Origin of the sequence: Bradyrhizobium sp. 215_C5_N1_1 (assembly GCF_052075935.1) — a bacterium.
In the GTDB taxonomy this organism is placed as follows: domain Bacteria; phylum Pseudomonadota; class Alphaproteobacteria; order Rhizobiales; family Xanthobacteraceae; genus Bradyrhizobium; species Bradyrhizobium barranii.
The window spans coordinates 7,419,117-7,442,831 of the sequence record NZ_CP197228.1; the positions used below are offsets into that span (position 1 = coordinate 7,419,117).

The window sequence follows — 23,715 nt, forward strand, 5'->3', positions numbered from 1 at the left end:
CTCGTTCCGGGTCAGTTGCTGGCGAGATATTGCTTCGCCGCCGCGACCTCGGGGCGTTCCGAATCGGCACTGGCCGTCAGCGTTACGAGCTGCTGACAGTTCTGTCGTGCCGCTTCCCTGTCACCAAGGGCTTCGGCCGCCTTGGCCGCTCCCGCGAACGCGTGCAAGCGGTTCGGCTCCTTCGCCTTGGTTGCCTCGAATGCAGCAAGCGCCTCCTTGGCCATGCCGCGATCGAGCAGCATGAAGCCGTAAAGTTCGCGTGCCGGCGCCAGCGGTCCGGGCGTGATCACGTGCTTTTCCGTCTTGTCCTCGGCATCCGCCGCGGCACTCATCGCATTGAGCGCCTCGTCATACTTGCCCTCGGCGTAAAGCACCCAGGCGACGGCGACCTGACGCTGGATGTCGACGATTCCGGACCAATAACTGTCCTTGGCGTCCTGCAGCTTGTCGCGCAATTCTGCCAGCTTCTGGATGTCGGCCTTGGCGGCCTCCGGTTTGCCGGAGCGCGCCGCGCCGAGGGCCCGGGCGAAATGCGTTACCGCCATCGCAAAGTTGAGGTTGCTCGGCCTGACCGGCAGCTGCGAGGCCCCCTCCCAATCGCCACGGTCGATCGCATAACGCGCCGGCGAAGCCGCCAGCGCGTAGTCTGCCGCCGCGACCGTCGCCTTGAAGTCGGTCTCCTTGATCATGTCGTCGATGACGGCACGCGCCTGCTTGTCCTGGCCGAGCTGCAGGTAAGCATAGACCATGTAGTCCTGCGCATGCAGGTAGTTGCCGACCGACTTTTCGGCCATCGCGGCTTTCACGGAAGCGGTGTTGGAGTCGATCGATTCCTTCCAATAGCCGACGCGCGTGTAGATGTGGGAGGGCATGTGCTGGGCGTGCGGCGCGGCCGGTGCGATCTTGGCGTAACGATTGGCGGCATCGAGCCCTTTCTGCGCCAGCGCCGGGTAGTCGTAGAGATGGATCAGATAATGCGTCACGCCCGGATGCATCGGCAGCCGCCTGGAGATCGGCTCGAGAATCGCCGCGCCTTTAATTTGCTGCGCATAGGTCTTGTCGTTCAGATCCGCCGAGGTATTGAGCGTAATGGCGTAGGCGATCTGGGCTTCGTCGTCGTCTGGATATTTTGCCGCGACGCGCGCCTGCGCGTCACGCAGCATGCGCATTCGCTGGACGTGAGGAATCTTGTCGTAGTCGGCATACATCACCATCAGCGCATCGATGTAGTCGCGTTCGCGCTCGGTCGCGGCGCCGATCTCCTTGGCCTTCATGATCGCGGCGAGGCCTGGCGCGAGGTTCGGCTTTGGAATCGCATTGTGCGGATTGTCCATGTAGGTGAGCGCAATGCCCCAATAGGCCATGCTGCATGTCGGGTCAGCCTTGATGGCTTCTTCGAAGATCTCCTTGGCGTTGGCGTACCAGTAGGAATGCTGATAGCGCATCCCGCGATCGAAACGACGCTGGGCCACATCGTTGCAAGAGGTCTGGAAATGAACGCTGCCGAGCTGCTGATCTACATCGTCTTGCGCGACCAGAGCCTGTGGTCCTGATAGGCCGAAACCGGCTACGATGACGAGGAACAGGGACTTCCGCATGGATCCCTCCCTTTGCCTGATACGCAATGAATTGGTCTTGATACCCCCTCACTATATGACGTTCGCGGCTTTTGAACAGCGAAGTGAATCGCGGCAGCGCAACTGACCCAGCGGCGCCTCGAAGTTGGCGAAACCAATCCGAAGCCAGAGCCGTCGGAGTTCGATCCTTACGCGCGCATCATTCTGGCCTCGGATCGCGTCGCTACGCGATCGACAGAATCTCGATCTCTTGCGCGCCTGAACCCACGACATCGCCGACCGCCTTCCCGATCAGCGACTTCGCGACCGGCGCCACGAACGAGATCGTTCCGGCCTCTGGATCCGCTTCGTCCTCGCCGACGATGCGATAGGTCTGCACGCGGCCGTCGGTGCGGCTGAAGGTCACGGTGCTGCCGAAGGCGACGACATCGGTCGACGCCGGATCGGGAATGACCTGCGCCGTGCGCAGCCGTTCGGTCAGATAACGAGCGTCGCGCAAGGGCACCGCCGACTGTCGGCGCTTTTCGTTGACATCCTCGATGGCTTGCGCGGCTTCATAGGCCTCGCGCGCCTCGCGAAGCTGCGCCTGCAGCGCCTGCAAGCCGGCTTCCGTCACGAGGTTTGGATGCGGCGAGATCGGGCGATCCGGCAGCAGCGTCTCGGACGCAGTTTCGGCGCTTTCTTCCTTGGTAAAGGCGACGCTCAATTCAGAATCCTGTCGAACTGTTTCGGACACCCGCTCGCGCCTCGCCCCACAACGGGGAATCGCGCCGAACAGCAGCCGGTGATTGTCCCGGACTATATCTCAAGTTCGACGAAACGGCGCAGCTTGAAGACCAGGTCCGGTACGGCCTGGCGGAACCGCGTCGCGTTCTGGAACGTGGTCGAGAACGGCGCGAAGGTGATCATCGCATTCCAGTGCTTGTAACCGTAGACCGTGACGGAGGCGCCGGTCGCCGGAAAATTCTCCAGCTTGCGCAGCTCGCCAAGCACCAGATCGGCAATCGCCTCGGCAGGAAGCAACTTCTTGCCATCAGGCGTCGTCGTGATTTTCGCCGGCCGCTCGACCGGCTTCGCGGCAGCCGGCACGGCATCGGGCGCAGCGTCGGGTTCGGCCGGTGCAGGATCGGGGGTGGACGGCTCGATCAGGTCGAACCCGTTCGTCGGCGCTGTCGGCGGAACCTCGGTGAGCGGCGGCGGAGCACTGCTGTCTGCGCGCTTGTTGCCTCCCAGGATGCTGCTGATCATGGCCACAAGGCCAGCATCCTTCACGTCGTCGCTCATTTCTCCCCCCGGGCTTCGGCCTACTCTAGCACCGCTCTCGCGGACCGCCACTGGGGATGTATGGCCGGATTCCGCTTGGTTAAGGCGCTACGACAAGGCGTCACACCAAGGCCGTCACACGATGGCACCGGCGGCCCGACGTCCGATCACGTCGCCCGCCGTGAGACCCATCACCGCTTATCGAACGGAATGTACCGCTGGTACTGCCTGGGCACAGAGTTGCGGTAGCGCGCGGGCACGGTGCCGCTGTCGACCGAATGATCGATTTCCTGCTGCCGCGTCATCTTCTTCTTCGCCGGCTTCTTCGATGCGCTCTTCTTGGAGTCGGCCGGCTGGCTGGAGGTGTCGCTGGTCGCGGCCGGCGTTGTCGTCGTCGCTGCCGGCGCAGTGGTTGTCGCGGCAGGCGCTGCGGTTCCACCGGCGGCCGGCGCATTCTGGGCCAGCGCGAGCGGTATTTGCATGAAAAGCGCCAGCGCTGCTGTCGCAGCCAGCAAATATGACCTTTGCATTAGAACCTCCAAAATACCTGATCCGAATGAGACAAGCCTGGTTCTCCGGGATCGACGCGCGCAAGTCTGCTCACGATAGGCCCGGACCCCCACCGCGAACTGTGGCGTAGATCACATTGCTGGCCGCCGGCTGCGTCATGATGTGCCATGTCGCGAACGCACGGCATTCCGCCGACACCAAGATAGGCATGACATGCCTCAGACGAGCCCAGCTCGCTGACGTACCCGTCCACCCGCTCTCGAAGGAGATTGAAATGCGTCGCATCATCCTCACTCTCGCATCGTTCGCCGCCCTGGTCGCCGTAGCATCCCCGGCCGCCCAGGCACATCCTGCAAACGATCGATATTGCCTGCAGGGACGCATGTGGGGCTATCCCGGCAACTGCCAGTTCGCGAGCTATCAGCAGTGCCTCGCCACCGCCTCCGGCACGTCGGCCTCTTGTGGCATCAATCCGCGCTACGCGTTCTCGCAGCAGCGTGCCTACTGACGACGTCGCGGCGTGCGCGCATGACGCGCACGCCGCCACACTTATTGCGTGAAGACGATCCGCTTCGCCGACAGTCCGGCGAACTCACTTGCGCGAAGCCGCTCGTGCGCGCCGATGACGAGAATGTTATCCGTCCTCGCACAGGGAAAAATTTGCAAAGCGCGGCCGCAGCTTGCTCGTAACGCTCCCTCCCGGAACAACATCGATGTCGCGCAGTGTGTGAAGCAGATCGCTTGTGGCACCCAATCGCCTGATCTAGCGTGACATGCATATTCTGTTGCGAACAACTTTAGCTTTATTCGTTGCACGTCGTGACTTTTCAGGGAGGTGTTTTCAATGAGCAGCCGCCACAGCATTGTTCCGCGCGGTCTGAACGCAACGCGTTCGCCGCTTTCCCAGGGCCGCTTCGGACGCATGTTCCGCAAGCTCACGCCGGCGAAATTCGGTCCGAACGACGCCGACAATGTCGCGAACCTTTCGGCGCTGGCCGACAAGATGGTCGCCGACTTCGATGGTCCGAAGGACGGGCCGGACGCGGAGGAGAGCGGCATTCCCGCGCTCTACACCTATTTCGGCCAGTTCATCGACCACGACATCACCTTCGATCCGGTCAGCTCGCTGACCAAGCAGCAGGATCCCGACGGGCTCGTCGACTTCCGCACGCCGTCGCTCGATCTGGACAATCTCTACGGCCGTGGTCCGAACGATCAGCCCTACATGTATGACGGCATCAAGTTCCGGCTCGGCGAGAAGCTGACCGGCGCGGGCGTACCCGATGCCAGCGACCTGCCGCGCTTCAAGGGCCGCGCCCTGATCGGCGACCCCCGCAACGACGAGAACAGCATCGTCTCGCAGTTCCAGGCCTTGATGCTGCGCTTTCACAACCGCATGGTCGACGACAACGACAGCCTGTCGTTCGAGGACGTGCAGCAGCGCGTCCGATTCCATTATCAATACGTCGTGCTGAACGACTTCCTGCCGCGCATCGTTCACGCCAGCGTGCTGGACGAGCTGAGGACCGCAGGCCAGTACGACCGCAGCAAGCTCGCCCACTACCACTGGAAGACTTACCCGTTCATGCCGGTCGAGTTCTCGGTTGCGGCCTACCGTCTCGGCCATTCCATGATCCGCCCCGGCTATCGGCTGAACGATGCGGACAACATGCTGCTGCAGATCTTCCCCGACCCCAACAATCCCGACAAAAACGCGCTGACCGGCTTCCGCGCCATGGGCCCGGGACGCGCCATGGATTGGGGCCGCTTCATCGATCTGGACACGCGTCCCTACGGCGTCGAGGACGACGACACCAACCCCGACAACAAGAAGCGGCTGCAGTTCGCCTATCGCATCGACGCCTCGCTGGTCGATCCGCTGCGCAAGCTGCCGCCGGAGGTCGCATCCAATCCGTCGTCGCTGGCGCTGCGCAATCTCGAGCGCAGCTGGCGGCTCGGCCTGCCCTCAGGCCAGGCCGTCGCCAAGGCGATGAACCTGACGCCGCTGACGGATGATCAGATCATCGTCGGCAAGGCCGTCGACGAACCCGGCGCGGGCGATCCGCAAACTGGGATCGCAACCATCGCGAACGGCGTGTTTGCCGGCAATTGCCCGCTCTGGACCTACATCCTTGCCGAGGCGCGGCAATTCCAGACCGCGGTGACGATCCCGGCCACCGGCGCGCCGGCGACCGGAATCAACACGCCGCAGCTCGGCCCCGTCGGCGGTCGCATCGTCGCCGAGGTCTTCCTCGGCATGATGTTCGGCGACCATTCCTCCGTGCTGTCGCTCGACCCGCAATGGACGCCGGTGACCGGCTCCAGCTTCGCGCTGAAGGACCTCGTCGCCTATGCGCTCGGCCAGGGCGATCCGCTGCACTGAGGCCTGATGAGATGAGACCCGTTCTTTGTGCTGCGTGACAAGGCGTGGATGGCCGGGACAGGCCCGGCCATGACGCTGTGGAGACGGTCTAATGCGCGGCCCCGAGACCGCTCTCCTCCAGCCGCGCCGCAAACCATAGCGACAGCGGCTGATCGACCAGGCCGCTGACATAGACTTCCGAAATCGTCACATGCTGCCTGTCCAGCACCAGCAGCACGCCGATCCAGTACGCGAACCACACATGCGCGTCGGTCAGCGCCATCAGCTTGTGCTGGTCGTGCTCGAGCGAGGTGTGATTGCTCGCCTTGCGGATCTCGACGGCGAGCAGATTGTTCGGGATCTCGCGCTGATGCACGACGACATCGGGGTAGATCGATTTTCCCAGATGATCGTCGGTGGAGACGATCGTGCCGTGCGGCAGATGCAGCGTGCGCTCGCCGAGGCGGTCGTAGTTGCAATCGACTGACCAGCCCGAGAATTGCCGCTCCAGATAGACGGCAAAGCGGTGCGTCACCGCCCGCTCGCCGACGTCCTTCTCGAACAAGAATCCTTCGTGAGCGTAGAAGTCCCGGAGCGCCGCGATCACCTTGTTCAGCTCGGTCTGCATCTTGCCCCCCGGCCCTCGGCGCTCCCTGGTGCTGTGCCCTACATCTGGACTTCGATCAGCCGCGGCCCGGGCTCGGCGACGGCTTCGGCCAGAGCCTTGTTGAACTCTTCGGCATTGGTGACGGCGCGGCCGGGGACGCCCATGCCCTTCGCCAGCGCGACGAAGTCCAGCGTCGGACGGTCGAGGCGCAGCATGTCGTTGGCACGCTGGCCGGGCTCGCCGGCGCCGACATTGTCGAACTCGCCGCGCAGGATCTGGTAGATGCGGTTGGCGAACACGATGGTGACGATGTTGAGGTTCTCGCGGGCCTGCGTCCACAGCGACTGGATCGTGTACATCGCGCTGCCGTCGCCGACCATGGTGATCACCTTGCGGTCCGGACATGCGATCGCGGCGCCGATCGAAAGCGGCGTGGAGAAGCCGATCGAGCCGCCCATGTTCTGGAGCCAGTCGTGCGGAGCGGCCGCCGCCGTCGGCGGGAAGAAGCCGCGGCCGGTGGTCAGGGATTCGTCGACCATGATCGCGTTCTCGGGGATGGCGCATGCGATCGCCTGCGCGATCGAGGCGAAGGTCAGCGCGCCGGTCGGCTTCACCAGCTCAGCCAGGGCCTGCGGCTTGACGTCCTTCGCGCTCGCCTTCACCGCGCCGGCCAGTGCTTCGAGCGCCGCGACCGAATTCTCGCCCCAGGAGGTCATGCGATGCACCTCGCAGCCCTCGGGCTTGAGCATGCTCGGCTTGTTCGGATAGGCGAAGAACGCCACCGGATCATCGGACTCGATCAGCACGATGTGCCGGAACTTCGCCAGCATCGGCAGCGCGTTCTCGATCACGTAATGAATGCGGTCGATCGAATAGCGGCCGCGGCCGCGCGCCATCTTGGGACGGAAGGTCGGGCCCATCACCGTGCAGCCGGTCTTGCCGGCGATACGCTCGGCCAGCGCCAGGCCCTGTTCGCTCAGCGCGCTGCCGGTCATCAGCAGCAGCGTACCCTCGCCATCGCCGTGCAGGATCTTCGCGGCCCGCTCGACCGCCTGCGGCGAATAGCTGGCGCGCTGCTGCTCGGCCGGTACCTCGGCGATGCCATCGGCCTCGTTCCAGGCGGTGTCGGCGGGCAGGATCAGGGTCGCGATCTGTGGCGGTGCGCTCTTGGCGGCGGCGATCGCCGCGGCGCCGTCAGCTGCAACCGATTTGGAGTCCGGCGAGGTGCGGACCCAGGACGACATCGGCCGGGCCAGGCCCTCGATGTCGGAGGTCAGCGGCGCGTTGTAGTCGATGTGGTAGACCGCATGCTGGCCGACGATGTTGACGATGCCGGAATTCGCCTTCTTGGCGTTGTGCAGATTGGCCAGGCCATTGGCCAGGCCAGGGCCGAGATGGAGCAGCGTCGAAGCCGGCGTGCCCTTCATGCGGAAATAGCCGTCAGCGGCGCCGGTCACCACGCCTTCGAACAGGCCGAGCACGCAGCGCATGCCCGGCACGCGGTCGAGCGCCGCGACAAAATGCATCTCGGAGGTGCCTGGGTTGGTGAAGCAGACATCCACCCCACCCTTGACCATCGTCCGCACCAGGCTTTCCGCACCGTTCATCCCAAAGCTCCCTGCAACCGGCAATATTCAAATGTCCGCTCGATCAATCATTGTTCGCCGCCTCCGTCAAAGCAATAGCCGGCATCGCCGGCCTGCCCCGCGCGACGATCCGCTTGTTTGGCTAATGCTTTCAGGCAAATTAGCGTGGTTGCCGGTTTGGCAACGCCAGACGTTAAGGATGATCTCCCTCACGGGCCCGTGGCTTGCGAAATGCCCGCAAATATGGCCTGTGACTTCAGTTGAATCCGATTTTTTTACTGGGGGAAACAATGATCCGATTTTTTGCCGCGCCGATTGCCGCCATCGCATTGCTGTCGGCCACCGCCGGCGGCGCATTCGCCGAGGGGTTCGACTCGCGCGAGATCATGGGCTTCGGCCCGAGCTTCTTCCGCGGCGGCTCTAGCCCGATCCCCCGCACCACCATCATGTACAACGGCAATTACGCCCCCGGCACGATCGTGGTGAACACGAGCGAGCGCCGCCTGTATCTGGTGCTCCAGAACGGCCAGGCGCTGCGCTACGGCATCGGCGTCGGCCGCGACGGCTTCCGCTGGGGCGGAGTGCACAGGATCACCGCCAAGAAGGAATGGCCGGACTGGACGCCGCCGTCGCAGATGCTGGCCCGCCGGCCCGACCTGCCGCGCCACATGAAGGGCGGCATCGAGAATCCGCTCGGCGCGCGCGCGATGTATCTGGGCTCGACGCTCTACCGCATCCACGGCTCCAACGAGCCGGAGACGATCGGCCAGGCCGTGTCCTCGGGCTGCTTCCGCATGACCAACGAGGACGTCAGCGATCTCTACAGCCGCGTCTCGGTCGGCACCAAGGTGGTCGTGCTCAACAACTAGCCGTCGGCGAACTGCGGGAACCCGCAGGGCGCGTGAATATGCGGTCTTGTGCGTCGCTGCCGAATACGGCAGCGTCGGGTCGTAATGAGCGCATTGGCCCCGCCTTCGTCAGGCTTTCGCATCGCCCTGCTGGCGCTCGCCACTTTCGCGTTCGCCCCTGACACCGCTACCATCGCCGTCGCGGGCGAATTGCCCGCGATCGCCTCGCGCCAGCGCGCCGAGAAGAAGAGCTTCACCGACGGCGAGATCGTCGAAGGCTTTCTGAAGACGGCGTTCGGCGCCGAATACCACCTCGCCGGCCGCGTCGACCGCATCCGGAAATTCGACGGGCCGGTGCGCGTCTACGCCGAGAGCGAGCGCGCCGACCGCAAGACGCAGCTCGCCAAGGTCGTGGCCGACATCGGCAGGCGCGTGCAGCATCTCGACATCGCCATGATCGACACCAGCGAAGCCGCGAACGTGCGGGTGAAGCTGGTTCGCGACCGCGACCTGTTTCGGACGATTTCCAGCTTCTACGGCGCGGAGAAGGCGCGCGAGATCCGCACCTCGCTCGATCCGCAATGCCTGTCCGGCTTCCGCAAGAACGACAATTTCGAGATCGAGCATTCCGACGTCATCCTCACCGTCGACAACGGCGATTTCACCTTCCTCGATTGCGCCTATGAGGAACTGCTGCAATCGCTCGGCCCTATCAACGACACCGCGAGCGTGCCGTGGACCATGTTCAACGACAATGTGTCGATGGGCTATTTCGACGTCTACGACCAGTACATCCTCAACCTGCTCTACGATCCCCGCATCAAACCCGGCATGACCGTGCAGGAGGTCAGGGCGGTGCTGCCCCAGGTGCTCGCCGATGTGCGCGCCTGGGTGAAGCGCGTCAATGATTTGAAGGAGTGAGGCGCGTCTTACCCTCCCCTGGAGGGGGAGGGTCGGCTCGCGGCGCGTCAGCGACGTGAGACGGGGTGGGGTGAAAGTCTCTCCACCGAAGCGCTGCCCGTGTGGAGAGATCACCCCACCCCGCTCGCGCTACGCGCGATCGACCCTCCCCCTCCAGGGGAGGGTAAGCGGAACGCCTCCTCCGCCTCTACTGCACGAGATCAGCAACCGTGGCCGCAGCCTTCAGGCCCGTGCCGGTGAGGACCACAACCGTGGTCTCGTTCGCCTTGATAGATCCCGCCGCGGAGAGTTTTTCCAATGCAGCAGCCGCGCTGGCGCTGGTCGGTTCGGCAAACAATCCCTGCCGCGCAAGACGCCGCAACGCGGCGACGATCTCGTCCTCGGTCAGCGCAACGGTGCCGCCGCCGCTCTCGCGCAAGCTCCCGATGATCTCGCGCAGGCGCAGCGGATTCTTGATGGCGGTGCCTTCGGCGACGGTCTTGTTCACCTCGCGGGCGACCGGCGTGTCGACACCCGCCTTGAAGCTTGCATCGATCGGCGAGCAGTTTAGCGGCTGCGCCGCGAACAGGCGCGGCAGCTTCGCGATCTGCCCGGCTTTCAACAGCTCGCGGAAACCGAAGGCGCAACCGAGCAGGCTGCTGCCGGCGCCAACGGGAACGATGATATTGTCGGGCGCGCGAAAACCGAGGTCTTCCCAGATTTCATAGGCGAGCGACTTGGTGCCTTCGAGGAAGAACGGCTGCCAATTGTGGCTGGCATAAAAGGTCTGGCTCGACTGGCGGATGGCCTCGGCCTCCGACTCCTCGCGCGGCCCCTCGACGAGTTGAACCGCGGCGCCATAGGCGCGCACCTGCGCGATCTTGGCCGGCGACGTCGAGGCTGGCGCCAGGATCTTCACGCGCGTGCCGCCGGCGGCACCTAATCCCGCCATCGACGAGCCGCCATTGCCCGAGGAGTCCTCCAGGATCGCGTCGACGCCGATTTGCCGCAGGAATGACAGCATCACCGAAGAGCCCCTATCCTTGAAGCTGCCGGTCGGGTTGAACCATTCGAGCTTGAAGAACGGACGCAAATCGCCCCAGTCCTGCTGGACCAGCGGCGTGCAGCCTTCGCCGAGCGTGATCGGCTTCTTGATCTCGACCGGCAGCGCCGCCCGGTAGCGCCAGAGCGAGCGCGTGGCGCCGTCGATGTCCGCGCGCGATATGCCTGGTCCCGGCGTCACCAGCAGCGGCGTCCGCTCGTCCGAGCACCAGCGCGGCTGGTCCAGCGGATAGAGCCGTCCGTTACGGGGGTCGATGTAGCTGGCGGTGGGCATGGCAGTCTCCAGGCGAGAGGCGATCTATACGATTTGTCCGATTATGTGGGTCTGGTCCAGTCCACGGCACCGCGGTGGCGCAACCGCCGCGCCGCCCTCTTGAAAACATAAAAAATATAACTAGTTCAAATCCTTAGACCTATCGCGCGGATCGAATAGCAAGGTTCGGCCGGGGCGAAGGAGCGGCATCCAGGCGAGCCGGACCTGCCCGTCGGTGACGGGAATTTGGCCAGGGTCGCCTGCCCGGCGGGGAACCATTAACTTGTCTGTCGTCGCCAGCCGCTACAATATGTTGGATTGAGCTCGCGTCGCCGGTGTTCGGCACCGGCAACGCAAGTGAGCCAGGCCCGTCCGAGCGGCGGGCCGTCGGCTTTTTGGGAGCCTGGACATGAGCCGCGCGAACCGTACCGATCACATCCGCCTGACCTCCCATCCGGAGCCGGGCAAAAAGGCCGCGTTTCCGATTCACTGGGGCGCAGCCGACGCACGCACCCGGGGGCCGATCATCGGCACGGTATCGCGCGCTGGGGATCGCAACGTGATCGGCAGCCATGGCGGCTCCTACGCCATGTACCGGGCGCTCGCGGTGTCCGCCGGCGCGCTCGATCCGATCCGCCGGCCCGACCTCACCAACACCTTTCCGGCCGCGACCATCGGGCCGTTCGAGCAATGGCGCGATCCCGACAAGATCGTCGCGCTCGATCCCTGGGGGCATCTCGTCGCGGAGAATTTCGGCAAGGACATCGCCGAGGGCGTCGACATCAGGCCGAGCATCGCGGTGACGCGCGCGCGGCTCGACCTGCCGGAGATCCGCGAGGCGCTCGCCGCAAAACGGCTGCGCGCCGACGGCGAGGTCGTGCACGCCAATGGCAGCGTGTCGGTGGTGAAAATCGCGATCGATCCGGTCTGGTACCTGCCGGGCCTTGCGACGCGCTTCGGCACCGGCGAGACCGAGCTGCGGCGCACGCTGTTCGAGCAGACCGCCGGCATGTTCCCCGAGTTGGTCACCCGGCCGGACATGAAGGTATTCCTGCCGCCGATCGGCGGCACCACCGTCTACATGTTCGGCGATGTGACAAAACTTCCGGACCACCGCACCAAGATCACCTGCCGCGTGCATGACGAGTGCAACGGCTCCGACGTGTTCGGCTCCGACATCTGCACCTGCCGCCCCTATCTCATCCACGGCATCGAGGAATCCGCGCGCGGCGCGCAGGAGGGCGGGCTCGGGCTCGTCATCTACAACCGCAAGGAAGGCCGCGCGCTCGGCGAGGTCACCAAATTCCTGGTCTACAATGCGCGCAAGCGCCAGGAGGACGGCGACGCGGCGGCCGCCTATTTCGAGCGCACCGAATGCGTCGCCGGCGTCCAGGACGCGCGCTTCCAGCAATTGATGCCGGATACGATCCACTGGCTCGGCCTGAAGCGCATCGACCGTTTCCTGTCGATGAGCGACATGAAGCATGACGCGCTGACCTCGCAGGGCATCGACATCGTCGAGCGCGTGCCGATCCCGCCGGAGCTGATCCCGGCCGACGCCTATGTCGAGATCGCCGCGAAAAAGGCTGCCGGCTATTACTCGACCGACATCGCGCCGGAGAAGGACGTGAACGGCGTGGTCGGGCGCTCGCTGGAAAAGTACTGATCGCGCGATGGCGGAGGCTTTGGAACAACAGGCCCGCTCCCTGCTCAGCGCAGGAGCGGTTCGCGCGCGTGCCGCAAAAATGCTCGAGATCGGCCTCGCCGGCGGGCTCCGGCACTTCACGATCGACCTCGACCGCATGGACGGCGTCGCGGAGGCCGTGATCGCGGTCACGCGCAAGGCCTATCCGACGCTGGAGATTCCCTTCCATGCCCGCTGGCGGCATTTCGTGCTCGGCGGCGTCGATCGCTGGGCGAGGCTTGCCAACGTCGCATCGTGGCCGGATCGCGCGGCACGTGCGCGCGCCGAGTTCGACCTCGCCATTGTCAGCGTGCTGCTCGACGCAGGTGCGGGAGCCACGTGGCGCTATCGCGACGCTGTGACCGGCGAAAGTATCGGCCGATCGGAGGGGCTTGCCATCGCAAGCCTCGACATGTTTGCAGGCGGCCTGTTCTCCGGCGATGCGCGTGCGCCGTTCAGGGCCGATGCAGACGTGCTGGCGAAACTACCGCTCGCCTCCCTCACCTCCGCCTTTCAGGCGAGCGATGCCAATCCGCTGCTCGGTCTCGACGGACGCACTGATCTGCTGCGACGTCTGGGCAAGCTGGTTGCCGAGCGCGCGGACATCTTCGGCCTGCACGATACGCCGCGGCCAGGCGGCCTGTTCGATCACATCGCGGCACAGGCCGTGGGGGGCGCGGTCGCCGCGCCCGCCATCCTGTCCGCAGTGCTGAACCAGCTTGGACCGATCTGGCCGTCACGGCTCGAGCTCGCCGGGATTCCGCTCGGCGATTGCTGGCGTCATCCGGCGATCGGGGCGGACGACGGAACGGCAGGCCTCGTACCCCTGCACAAGCTGTCGCAATGGCTGAGCTATTCGCTGATCGAACCGCTGCAGCGCGCCGGCTTTGACGTCACCGACATCGACGGCCTCACCGGCCTCGCCGAATACCGCAATGGCGGCCTGTTCGTCGATCACGAGGTGCTGCGCCTGCGCGACGCCGCCGATGCCGAGCGCGCGCATGCGGTGGATTCCCTGCTCGTCGTAGAATGGCGCGCGCTCACCGTCGCGCTGCTCGACCGGCTTGCGGGCAGCATCCGCGCCAGGCTCGGCCGCACGCCCGAGACCTTGCCCCTCGCGAGCATTCTCGAAGGTGGCAGCTGGGCCGCCGGCCGCGCCATCGCCTTCGCGCGCCGGCCGGACGGCGCGCCGCCGCTCAAGGTGATCAGCGACGGCACGGTTTTCTAAACCCTCTCCCCCTGTGGGAGAGGGTGGCTTCGCGAAAGCGAAGCCGGGTGAGGGGTTGTCTCCGCGAGGGCATCTCTCATTGGAGTTCGTGGAGAGAGACCCCTCATCCGGCGCCGTAGCCGATGCGGGGCATCGGCGTTCTTAAGAACGGCGGCCCAAGGGCCGCCTATGCCACCTTCTCCCACAGGGGGAGAAGGGAAGAAGCAACGGCCCGTCGCGTTTCACCCAAGTGCATTTCGTTAGGAGCGTTTCATGGAAGGCGTCACGATCGTCGATCATCCGCTGGTGCAGCACAAGCTGACGCTGGTGCGGGACAAGTCCATCTCGACCAAGTCCTTCCGCGAGCTGATCAAGGAGATCGGCATGCTGCTGTGCTACGAGATCACGCGGGATCTGCCGCTCGCCGATACCGTCATCGAGACGCCGCTGGCGACGATGCATTCGGCCAAGATCGCCGGCAAGAAGCTGGTATTCGTGCCGATGCTGCGCGCCGGCACGACCTTCGTCGACGGCATGATGGATCTGGTGCCGACCGCGCGCGTCGCCCATATCGGCCTCTACCGCGAGCCGCACAGTTTTGCCGCGGTCGAGTATTTCTTCAAATCGCCGTCCGACCTCAGCGAGCGCCTCGCGATCGTGGTGACCCCGGTGGTCGCGACCGCCAACACGGCCGTCGCCGCAATCGACCGGCTGAAGGAGCGCGGCGCCAGGGACATCCGTCTCGCCTGCCTGATCGCGGCCCCTGAAGGGCTCGAACGGCTGCGCGGACTGCATCCCGACGTTCCGATCTGGACGGCTGCAGTGGACGAAGGTCTCGACGAGAACGGCTTTATCCTGCCGGGCCTCGGCGATGCCGGCGACCGCGCTTACGGGACGCGGTAGGCGCGGAGCTCTTTTTTTGACGCGTTTTCTTCACGCGAACCGGTCGCCACTTCGCTCGAAAACGCTCTAGATCTTCCCGCTGCCGCAAATCAGCTTGAGCGACTGCCATTCCTTGTCCGTCAGCAGCGGCGGGCCGCTGGCGGGACGATCTTCCTTCGTCATGCGTGCGAGGCGGTCTTCGGTGAGCGGGTGGCTCGCCAGGATCGTGGTGAGGCCGGAGCCGCCTTCCTTGCCGGTGATGCGGAACATCAGTTCGGCCGCGGGTTTCGGCGAGCGGCCGAGCTTGTGCATGATCTCGATCGCAAACGTATCCGCGGCGGTCTCGGCCTCGCGCGAATAGGAGGCTTCGACCACGCTGCGCGAGGCGAAGATCACGGCGCTCGAGCCGGTGACGTCGCCGAACAACAGGCCGATCAGGAACGATGTGCCGCCGTTGTAGATCAGCCCGCGCATGTTGTCGTAATGCTTGAGATGGCCGAGCTCATGGGCAAGGATGCCGGCGAGTTCGTCGGGGTTTTCGGCCTTGTCGACCAGGCCCCTCAGCACGTACACCTTGCCGCCGGGCAGCGCGAATGCATTCGGCACCGAGGTCGGCAGTACACCGGCCGTCATGGAATCGTCGTCGAGGCCGGCGGCATCGCGCAGACGATTGACCAGTTTTGTGAACGCGGCTTTGCCCGCGGGGTCTTCGCACGCCTTGCGGCCGAAGATGGTTTTCACCTGGACTTCGGAGGCGTCGCCAATGCGCCGTTCGATCGGCTTGGGCACCAGCGGCGCTAGCCGGTCGGCAGCGAGCGGCACACCGAACAGCACGACGCAAACGATGGAGACGGCGGCGGCCACCGACCAGCCGACGATCTTTGCGACACCGCGGCGCGACGTCTGGTGCTCGTCGAGACGCATGCAGCGGGCGGTCACGTCGGCGGCGAGCGCGGCGTCGCGAATTTCAAGCCGCGCCAGCGGCGGCGCGGATGTCGAGGCCAGGCGCAATATCCCGGCCGGACTGTCGGCGCGGCGAATGTCGGCATAGGTCCAGCGAACCGGCGCTCCGCCCTCCTCGACGATGTCGAGCGCGTCACCGAGCGCCAGCGACACCTCCCGCCTGCGGCTCGACACGCCGTCGAAGAATATCGTCGGCTTGGCGGACTGCGCCGGAACCTCGGTGGACAACTCACTCACAGATCAGAATCCCGCGACATCGAGCCCATCGGCAAAGCCTTCGCCGAGCGCGCTGGCAAGCTCACCGCTGCCGCGTACATCCGCCGCGGCCCCGATGTTGTGCACCTCGACGGTTTCCAGCACCTTGGCCCAGAGATCGCGCTGCAGATAGACCCGCATGACGATGTTGATCGCTAGCGCCACGGCGAAATAGCCGATCACCATCATGACCAGCATCGGGATGCTCTTGCCGGCATTTCCGGGGCCGAAGACCTGATCAGCCGGAACGCCACTTAGCTGGACGACGAGTAAGGCGCCACCGCCCATATAGGCGGCGAAAACGGTCGAAAGCAGCATCCACCAGCCGATCACTTTCCAGTACAGGCCGTAGAACGCGTTGTGCGGCAACTCCGAGGACAGGCTGACACCGCCGATGCGGATGCCGTCGAGCCACCAGCGCCATTCACGCGCCTTGAACTCGGCATAGAAGAACGGGGCGAGCGGGAAGATCACGAGTGCGATCGGGCTCAAGAGCCACAGCCACCAGCCGCGCTTGAAGAAGGTCCAGCCGTCGCCTTCGAAGTCGCCGGAGAGATCGCCGTAATGGGTGTGCCGCATCTTGTAGCGTTCGAGCGACGCCTCGCGCCAGGGCAGCGCCAGGCCGAGGGTGAGGAACACCAGCAGGCCCCACGCCATGGCCCGGAACGAATAGGCCCAGCCCGAGCCGTCCATCCAGAACCGGACGCCGCGCCAGACCGTGCGCGTCAGGCGATAGCGCCGCGCGCGAAAAATCGCGAACTGTCCGAAGGCGTAGAAGCTGATGAACAGCGGCGTCGAGGCAAAGCCCTGCCAGCGCTCGAACTCGATGCCGATGAGAAAATAAGCGAGGTAGATCGGCACCAGGATCGCGAGCGCGAACAGGAAGCCGACCAGCAGCTCCTTGGCCCGGCCGGTGTATTCGGCCGCATCGCCGTCGACCGCGGTGTTCGTCCACAAATGACGGCGGATGTCGGTGACCAGCCAGAACCGGTAGAAGCCGAAGGTGACGAGCTCAAGCATGGCACCCTTGGTGACCAATTTGCGGAACTCGGAGCGGTTGCCGGTGAAGTCGACCCGCGTGGGCGGCAGCGGCGGGGGTAAGGGTTCGGAGCCGATGGGGGCCCATTGCATGTCGTTCACGGCGGCAACCTCGGGGTGCGGACCTGATACGGTCAAACTATAGATCAGAGATTTGGTCGATCCCCAAGATGGCTGGGTTCGATTTACCTCGATTTCTCGCATGATTCCGCAGGCGCGGGGGTGCGGGAGATCACGTTGACACATCTGCGTGACGGTTGCTGATCCGTAGCCCGATGACAGGCTCCGCGTCATCCGGGACAGCGCCAATGGCGGCCCGAATCCCGGATTTCGCTCCGCTCCATCCGGGCTACGCATCTAGCCACCTCTCGCAAAGGTTGGATGTGGCAAAAGTCTCCCTTGCTCCGACGCAGACAACCGGCTGTAATTGCAAATCAAATACCGCAGCGCAGAATTCAACGAGAACGCGCGGTTCATGTCAGGGAGAGCGGTCATGCATGGGACCATCGAGAGCGCGGCGAAGCTCGACGAGCTACGCGCGCGCGCCACGTCACTGCCGCTGGAGCAGTTCGATCCGGGCGATCCCGAGTTGTTCAGGACCGATACGTTCTGGCCGTATTTCGATCGGCTGCGCCGCGAAGATCCCGTGCACTATTGCAAGGACTCGATGTTCGGGCCGTACTGGTCGGTGACGCGCTACAACGACATCATGGAGATCGAGACCAACCATTCGGTGTTCTCCTCGGCCTCCGCGCTCGGCGGCATCACCATCCGCGACATCGACCCGGACCTGCGCCGCGAGAGTTTCATCTCGATGGATCCGCCGCGCCACGCGGCGCAGCGCAAGACCGTGGCGCCGATGTTCACACCGACGCATCTGGACAATCTCGCGCTCAGCATCCGCGAGCGCTCCGCCGAGTGCCTCGACAATCTGCCCGTGGGCCAGGTGTTCGACTGGGTCGATCGTGTCTCGATCGAGCTCACCACGCAGATGCTCGCGGTGCTGTTCGACTTTCCCTGGGAGGACCGCCGCAAGCTGACGCGCTGGTCCGATATCGCGACCACCATTCCCGGCCCCGACGGCCTCGTCGCCACCGAAGACGAACGGCAGGCCGAGCTGACCGAATGTGCGGGCTATTTCGCGCGGCTGTGGAAGGAGCGCATCGAGCAGCCGCCGAAGAGTGACCTGCTCTCGATGATGGCGCATGGTGCCGCGACGCGCGACATGGATGCAAAAAACTTCCTCGGCAATCTCATCCTTTTGATCGTCGGCGGCAACGACACCACCCGCAACACGATGTCGGGATCGATCTACGCGCTGAGCCAGCATCCGGAGCAGTATCGCAAGCTGCGCGAGAACCCCGGCCTGCTCGACAGTTTCGTGCCGGAGGTGATCCGCTGGCAGACGCCGCTGGCGCATATGCGGCGCACCGCGCTTGCCGACTTCGAGTTCCGCGGCAAGCAGATCAAGCAAGGTGACAAGGTCGTGATGTGGTACGTCTCGGGCAACCGCGACGAGGAAGCGATCGAAAAGCCCTACGATTTCATCATCGACCGCGCCCGCCCGCGTACGCACCTCTCTTTCGGCTTCGGCATTCACCGTTGCGTCGGCTTGCGGCTTGCCGAACTTCAGCTCAAGATTATCTGGGAAGAGATCCTCAAGCGCTTCGACCATATCGACGTGGTCGGCGAACCCAAACGGGTCTATTCGAGTTTCGTAAAGGGACTTGAAACCTTGCCGGTGAAGATCACGGCGTGAGATCACTCCCTCTCCCCGCTTGCGGGGAGAAAGAGAAACACTGGAGCTACTACCATGAACATCCAGACTCCGGTCAAAACCGACAACGCCGAACGCATGCGCAGGGCCCGCGAGGAGGCCTATGCGACGCCGCTGGCGCAATTCCACCCCGGCGCACCCAGGCTGTTCCAGGACGACACCTTGTGGCCGTGGTTCGAGCGGCTGCGCAAGGAAGAGCCGGTGCACTACTGCACCAATGCGCCGATCGAGCCGTACTGGTCGGTGGTGAAGTACAACGACATCATGCATGTCGACACCAGTCACGGCATCTTCTCCTCGGACTCGACGCTCGGCGGCATCGGGATCCGCGACGTGCCGCAGGGCTATGACTGGCCGAGCTTCATCGCGATGGACCAGCCGCAGCACTCGGCGCAGCGCAAGACGGTGTCGCCGATGTTCACGCCGACGCATCTGGACGAGCTGGCAAAACTGATCCGCCAGCGCTCGCAGACCGTGCTCGACAATCTACCCCGCAACGAGACCTTCAATTTCGTCGAACGCGTCTCGATCGAGCTGACGACGCAGATGCTGGCGACCCTGTTCGACTTCCCCTGGGAAGAACGCCGCAAGCTGACGCGCTGGTCCGATGTCGCGACCGCCCTGCCCAAGAGCGGCATCGTCGCCTCGGCCGAAGAGCGCCGCCGCGAGATGGACGAATGCTACGCCTACATGTCCAAGCTCTGGAACGAACGCGTCAACTCCGCGCCGCGCAACGATTTGCTGTCGCTGATGGCACATAATGATGCGACGCGCTTCATGGACCCCGACAATCTCATGGGCAACATCATCCTGCTCATCGTCGGCGGCAACGACACCACGCGCAACACCATGAGCGGCTCGGTGCTGGCGCTGAGCGAGAACCCGGACCAGTTCGACAAGCTGCGCGCCAATCCGGAGCTGATCGACTCCATGGTGCCCGAGGTGATCCGCTGGCAGACGCCGCTGGCGCATATGCGGCGTACCGCGCTTGCCGACACCGAAATCGGCGGCAAGCATATCAAGAAAGGCGACCGCGTCGTGATGTGGTACGTCTCGGGCAACCGCGACGAGGAGATGTTCGAGAAGCCAAACGACTTCATCATCGACCGCCCGCGGCCGCGCACCCACCTCTCCTTCGGCTTCGGCATCCACCGCTGCGTCGGCATGCGCCTCGCCGAGCTGCAGCTGCGGATCGTGTGGGAGGAGATGCTGAAGCGCTTCGACCGCATCGAGGTGGTCGGCGAGCCCAAGCGGATCTATTCGAGCTTCATCAAGGGATATGAGTCGTTGCCGGTGAGGATTCCGGGGTAGGCGTGCTCTAGGGACTACCTTAAGGCAAGCGGCCTCGCCAATCTCTGCTGTCATGCCCCGCGCAGGCGGGGCATCCAGTACGCCGCGGCTCCTCGATTCTAGCCGCGCCGTCTCTGGAATACTGGATTGCTCGCCTTCGCGGGCAATGACACCGAGTGTAGGACGAAGAGTGTGCTCCTAACGCTCGAGGAGCGCGCGGCCGGCTATAAAATTCCGGCATGACAGCTCGCTCAATATGCGAAGGGCCAGCTGCGGGCTTGTGTCCTAAATTCTCCTGAGAATTCAGCACTGGCCCTCAACTCAACTTGATGTCCCACAGGCCTTCCTTGCGGCAGGCCGCGACTTCCTCGCGCAATAGCGTCGTGATGGCGAGCGACGCCGTTGAGCCCGGGCGGTCGATCGGAGAGGCGAAAATGAGTTCGCGCGTCATCGGCTTGGATACGGGCGCGGTCTCCAGCCGTCCGTCGGCGACCTCACCGTGGACCGACGAGGGCGGCAGCAGCGCGAAGCCGAGGCCTTCCTCGACGAGGCTCGTCAGCACGCGGAAGGAATCCGCCTCGAGCTGGACGTTGAGCTTGATCTTGCGCTGGGCGGCGGCGTGCTCGATCAGCGCGCGGAGACCGTGGGAATGACTGGGCAGCACCAGCCGCTGGCGCAGCAGCCAGCCGACATCGACGCTCTTCTTGCGCGCGAGGCCGCAGCCGCGCGGGCCAACCGCGACGATGTTGTCGCGGCCAAGGCTCTCCACGTTGAGATGCAGATCGGCGGAGCGGCCGTAGAGAATGGCCAGATCCATCTCGCCGCGATGCAGCCATTCGACGAGATGGCCGCTGTAGCTCTCGACGATGCGCAGCGAAATGCCGGGAAATTTTTCGACGCAGCGGCGCGCAAAGCGCGCCGACAGCACGCAACTCACGGTCGGAACCAGGCCGAGCACGACCTGGCCGGACGGCGGCCCCTTGGTCGACTGGATGTCGTCGCGGATCTGGTCGATCTGCCGCACGATGCCGGAGGTGCGTGCCAGCAGGAGACGGCCGGCTTCCGTCAGCACCATGCCGCGGCCATTGCGCGTGAACAATTCGGTGCGCAGCTCGTGTTCCAGCAGCTTGATCTGCCTAGAGAGCGCCGGCTGCGCCACGCGCAACGTGTCGGAGGCCTTGGAGAGACTGCCGAGCTCCGCCACGCACTGAAGGTCCTGAGCTGCCGGAAATCCATGCTTGCCAATCCTCGAAGGCTACTTCATACGCTATAGCAAATGAGCATAGGGGGCTGGCGATGTTTTCACAACGCCAGAGGATCGGCCGGCGTTATCTTGACTGCCGCTAGATACGGGAAACGCCATGAGTGAAGAACACCACACCGAAGATCACGCCGACATCCGCGAAGCCGTCGCGAAGCTGTGCGCGCAGTTTCCCGGCGAGTACTGGCGCAAGCTCGATCGCGAGATGGCCTATCCCAAGGCCTTCGTCGATGCGCTGACGCAGGCCGGCTATCTCTCGGTGCTGATCCCCGAGGAATATGGCGGCGCGGGCCTGAAGCTTTCCGCCGCGGCTGCGATCCTCGAGGAGATCCAGCGCGCTGGCTGCAACGGCGGCGGCTGCCACGCCCAGATGTACACGATGGGTACGGTGCTGCGGCACGGCAACGACGAGCAGAAGGCAAAATATCTGCCGAAGATCGCAAGCGGCGAATTGCGGCTTCAGGCGTTCGGCGTCACCGAGCCGACCAGCGGCACCGACACCTCCTCGCTGAAGACCTTTGCGCGCAAGGAAGGCAACGACAGCTACATCGTCAACGGCCAGAAGATCTGGACCAGCCGGGCCGAGCATTCCGACCTGATGGTGCTGCTGGCGCGCACTACGCCGAAGGAGCAGAGCAAGAAGCGCACCGATGGTCTTTCGGTGTTCATCGTCGACATGCGCGAGGCCAAGAACAACGGCCTCGAGATCCGCCCGATCCGCACCATGATGAACCACGCCACCACCGAAGTGTTCTTTACCGACATGAAGGTGCCGGCGGAGAATCTGATCGGCGAGGAAGGCAAGGGGTTCCGCTACATCCTCTCCGGCATGAATGCCGAGCGCATCCTGATCGCCGCCGAATGCGTCGGCGACGCCAAATGGTTCATCGCCAAGGCCACGAACTACGCCAAGGAGCGCGCGGTGTTCGGCCGGCCGATCGGCCAGAACCAGGGCATTCAGTTTCCGATCGCCAAGGCCTACGCCTCGATGCGCGCGGCCGAGCTGATGGTGAAGGAAGCGACGCGCAAATACGAGGCCGGGCTCGACTGCGGCGCGGAGGCCAACATGGCCAAGATGCTGGCGGCCGATGCGTCGTGGGAAGCGGCAAACGCCTGCATCCAGACCCATGGCGGCTTCGGCTTCGCCGAGGAGTACGACGTCGAGCGCAAATTCCGCGAGACGCGGCTCTACCAGGTGGCGCCGATCTCGACCAACCTCGTGCTGTCCTACGTCGCCGAGCACGTGCTCGGCATGCCCCGCTCGTACTGAGGTCGCGTCATGGGAGCATTGGACGGGATCAGGGTGATTGCGGTCGAGCAGGCGGTCGCGGCGCCGTTCTGCTCGTCGCGGCTGGCAGACGCCGGCGCGGAGGTGATCAAGATCGAGCGGCCCGAAGGCGATTTCGCTCGCGGCTATGACGCGGCGGCCAAGGGCCAGAGCAGCTATTTCGTGTGGCTCAACCGCGGCAAGCAATCGGCGGTGGTCGATCTCGCAATGAAAGAAGGCTGCGCCGAGCTCGAGAAACTGATCGCGAGCGCGGACGTGCTGATCCAGAATCTCAAGCCGGGCTCGATGGACAAGCTCGGCTTTTCGCGCGAACGGCTGCTGAAGGACTATCCGAAGCTGATCTCGTGCACGATCACCGGCTATGGCGACGAAGGCCCCTACGCCCACCGCAAGGCCTATGACCTGCTGATCCAGGCCGAGAGCGGCCTTGCCTCGATCACCGGCAACCCTGATGGAGCCTCGCGAGTCGGCATGTCGATCGTCGACGTCGCGACCGGCGCCACCGCGCATGCGGCGATCCTGGAAGCGCTGATCGCGCGCGGGCGCACCGGCAAGGGCTGTGACATCCGCATCTCCATGTTCGACGTGATGGCCGACTGGTGCACCGTGCCGCTGCTCAATTCCGAAGCCGGCAATCCGCCGAAGCGGATGGGCCTGCGCCATCCCTCGATCGCGCCCTACGGCGTGTTCACCTCGAAGGACGGCAAGGACATCCTGATCTCGATCCAGAGCGAGCGCGAGTGGAAGACGCTCTGCGTCAAGGTGCTAGACCAGCCCGATTTGCCGGCCGATCCGCGCGTCGCCAACATGGTCGAGCGCGTGCGCAACCGCGATTTCACCGACACGACGGTCGCAGATATCTTCGGCAAGATGACGCGCGACGAGCTGTTGAAGCGGCTGTCGGACGCCGACATCGCCTTTGCCGAGGTCAACACCATGGCCGACCTCACCAATCATCCGCATCTGCGCCGCATCGAGGTCGACACGCCGCAGGGACGTGTCAGCTATCCCGCGCCGGCGCCGATCATCGTCGGCGAGACCCGCGCTTACGGCGCTGTGCCCGCCATCGGCGAGCGGCCGGCCAGGAAGTCATAACAAGAGC

At 64.5% G+C, this 23,715-nt stretch carries 21 protein-coding genes; 11 read left to right on the forward strand and 10 right to left on the reverse strand.

Annotated elements, in window-relative coordinates; translation table 11 throughout:
* Nucleotides 1–11: 11 nt before the first annotated feature.
* From AB7G19_RS35490 to AB7G19_RS35505, 4 genes are all read right to left on the reverse strand, one after another.
* On the reverse strand, nt 12–1,598 hold the full coding sequence (locus AB7G19_RS35490) for a tetratricopeptide repeat protein (protein ID WP_085398742.1): 1,587 nt from the start codon (nt 1,596–1,598) through the stop codon (nt 12–14).
* A 202-nt stretch (nt 1,599–1,800) separates the two neighbouring features.
* A complete protein-coding gene (greA, locus tag AB7G19_RS35495) occupies nt 1,801–2,283 on the reverse strand; it encodes a transcription elongation factor GreA (protein WP_441268755.1) in 483 nt (160 codons plus the stop codon).
* A 92-nt stretch (nt 2,284–2,375) separates the two neighbouring features.
* Nucleotides 2,376–2,861, reverse strand: coding sequence for a hypothetical protein (locus AB7G19_RS35500; protein WP_071909689.1), 486 nt, complete (start codon nt 2,859–2,861; stop codon nt 2,376–2,378).
* Between the two features lie 170 nt (nt 2,862–3,031).
* Nucleotides 3,032–3,370: a hypothetical protein gene (locus tag AB7G19_RS35505; RefSeq protein ID WP_085398744.1), complete on the reverse strand. Its 339-nt coding sequence runs from the start codon at nt 3,368–3,370 to the stop codon at nt 3,032–3,034.
* A 254-nt stretch (nt 3,371–3,624) separates the two neighbouring features.
* On the opposite strand from AB7G19_RS35505, the gene AB7G19_RS35510 reads away from it, so the two are divergent.
* Both AB7G19_RS35510 and AB7G19_RS35515 read left to right on the forward strand, forming a co-directional pair.
* Nucleotides 3,625–3,858 carry a DUF3551 domain-containing protein gene (locus AB7G19_RS35510; protein WP_085398745.1) on the forward strand — a complete coding sequence of 78 codons (234 nt, stop codon included), beginning with the start codon at nt 3,625–3,627 and terminating at the stop codon, nt 3,856–3,858.
* A 336-nt stretch (nt 3,859–4,194) separates the two neighbouring features.
* On the forward strand, nt 4,195–5,733 hold the full coding sequence (locus AB7G19_RS35515; RefSeq protein WP_085398746.1) for a peroxidase family protein: 1,539 nt from the start codon (nt 4,195–4,197) through the stop codon (nt 5,731–5,733).
* A gap of 88 nt (nt 5,734–5,821) precedes the next feature.
* Here the strand turns inward: AB7G19_RS35515 and AB7G19_RS35520 are convergent, their stop codons facing one another.
* Both AB7G19_RS35520 and AB7G19_RS35525 read right to left on the reverse strand, forming a co-directional pair.
* The gene (locus AB7G19_RS35520; RefSeq protein WP_085398747.1) at nt 5,822–6,340 is read right to left on the reverse strand and encodes a hypothetical protein; all 519 of its coding nucleotides are present in this window, start codon (nt 6,338–6,340) and stop codon (nt 5,822–5,824) included.
* Nucleotides 6,341–6,378: 38 nt separating this feature from the next.
* The gene (locus AB7G19_RS35525; protein WP_085398748.1) at nt 6,379–7,926 is read right to left on the reverse strand and encodes an acetolactate synthase large subunit; all 1,548 of its coding nucleotides are present in this window, start codon (nt 7,924–7,926) and stop codon (nt 6,379–6,381) included.
* Nucleotides 7,927–8,195: 269 nt separating this feature from the next.
* On the opposite strand from AB7G19_RS35525, the gene AB7G19_RS35530 reads away from it, so the two are divergent.
* Both AB7G19_RS35530 and AB7G19_RS35535 read left to right on the forward strand, forming a co-directional pair.
* On the forward strand, nt 8,196–8,774 hold the full coding sequence (locus AB7G19_RS35530) for a L,D-transpeptidase (protein WP_063985416.1): 579 nt from the start codon (nt 8,196–8,198) through the stop codon (nt 8,772–8,774).
* Nucleotides 8,775–8,858: 84 nt separating this feature from the next.
* Nucleotides 8,859–9,674 carry a DUF2927 domain-containing protein gene (locus AB7G19_RS35535; protein WP_085398749.1) on the forward strand — a complete coding sequence of 272 codons (816 nt, stop codon included), beginning with the start codon at nt 8,859–8,861 and terminating at the stop codon, nt 9,672–9,674.
* Between the two features lie 187 nt (nt 9,675–9,861).
* On the opposite strand, the gene AB7G19_RS35540 is transcribed toward AB7G19_RS35535, so the two are convergent.
* Complete coding sequence (locus tag AB7G19_RS35540; RefSeq protein ID WP_085399836.1) at nt 9,862–10,989, reverse strand: threonine synthase; 1,128 nt, start codon at nt 10,987–10,989, stop codon at nt 9,862–9,864.
* A 388-nt stretch (nt 10,990–11,377) separates the two neighbouring features.
* On the opposite strand from AB7G19_RS35540, the gene AB7G19_RS35545 reads away from it, so the two are divergent.
* From AB7G19_RS35545 to upp, 3 genes are all read left to right on the forward strand, one after another.
* A complete protein-coding gene (locus AB7G19_RS35545; RefSeq protein WP_028159520.1) occupies nt 11,378–12,634 on the forward strand; it encodes a GTP cyclohydrolase II in 1,257 nt (418 codons plus the stop codon).
* Between the two features lie 7 nt (nt 12,635–12,641).
* Nucleotides 12,642–13,880, forward strand: a complete 1,239-nt coding sequence (locus AB7G19_RS35550) for a URC4/urg3 family protein (RefSeq protein ID WP_085399835.1) — start codon at nt 12,642–12,644, stop codon at nt 13,878–13,880.
* A 252-nt stretch (nt 13,881–14,132) separates the two neighbouring features.
* Nucleotides 14,133–14,762 (forward strand): uracil phosphoribosyltransferase, encoded by a 630-nt coding sequence (gene upp, locus AB7G19_RS35555; RefSeq protein ID WP_014492299.1) that lies wholly within the window; start codon nt 14,133–14,135, stop codon nt 14,760–14,762.
* A 66-nt stretch (nt 14,763–14,828) separates the two neighbouring features.
* Here upp and AB7G19_RS35560 read toward each other — a convergent pair whose 3' ends face one another.
* Together AB7G19_RS35560 and AB7G19_RS35565 are read right to left on the reverse strand one after the other, a co-directional pair.
* Nucleotides 14,829–15,941 carry a M48 family metallopeptidase gene (locus tag AB7G19_RS35560; protein ID WP_063985420.1) on the reverse strand — a complete coding sequence of 371 codons (1,113 nt, stop codon included), beginning with the start codon at nt 15,939–15,941 and terminating at the stop codon, nt 14,829–14,831.
* A gap of 3 nt (nt 15,942–15,944) precedes the next feature.
* Nucleotides 15,945–17,090 carry a YjgN family protein gene (locus AB7G19_RS35565; protein WP_193560897.1) on the reverse strand — a complete coding sequence of 382 codons (1,146 nt, stop codon included), beginning with the start codon at nt 17,088–17,090 and terminating at the stop codon, nt 15,945–15,947.
* A gap of 400 nt (nt 17,091–17,490) precedes the next feature.
* On the opposite strand from AB7G19_RS35565, the gene AB7G19_RS35570 reads away from it, so the two are divergent.
* Nucleotides 17,491–18,756 carry a cytochrome P450 gene (locus AB7G19_RS35570; RefSeq protein WP_085399840.1) on the forward strand — a complete coding sequence of 422 codons (1,266 nt, stop codon included), beginning with the start codon at nt 17,491–17,493 and terminating at the stop codon, nt 18,754–18,756.
* A 54-nt stretch (nt 18,757–18,810) separates the two neighbouring features.
* A complete protein-coding gene (locus AB7G19_RS35575; protein WP_063985423.1) occupies nt 18,811–20,085 on the forward strand; it encodes a cytochrome P450 in 1,275 nt (424 codons plus the stop codon).
* A gap of 295 nt (nt 20,086–20,380) precedes the next feature.
* Here AB7G19_RS35575 and AB7G19_RS35580 read toward each other — a convergent pair whose 3' ends face one another.
* Nucleotides 20,381–21,268: a LysR substrate-binding domain-containing protein gene (locus AB7G19_RS35580; protein WP_441268756.1), complete on the reverse strand. Its 888-nt coding sequence runs from the start codon at nt 21,266–21,268 to the stop codon at nt 20,381–20,383.
* A gap of 157 nt (nt 21,269–21,425) precedes the next feature.
* On the opposite strand from AB7G19_RS35580, the gene AB7G19_RS35585 reads away from it, so the two are divergent.
* The gene (locus AB7G19_RS35585; RefSeq protein ID WP_063985425.1) at nt 21,426–22,595 is read left to right on the forward strand and encodes an acyl-CoA dehydrogenase family protein; all 1,170 of its coding nucleotides are present in this window, start codon (nt 21,426–21,428) and stop codon (nt 22,593–22,595) included.
* Between the two features lie 9 nt (nt 22,596–22,604).
* On the forward strand, nt 22,605–23,708 hold the full coding sequence (locus tag AB7G19_RS35590) for a CaiB/BaiF CoA transferase family protein (protein ID WP_085399832.1): 1,104 nt from the start codon (nt 22,605–22,607) through the stop codon (nt 23,706–23,708).
* Nucleotides 23,709–23,715: the final 7 nt, after the last annotated feature.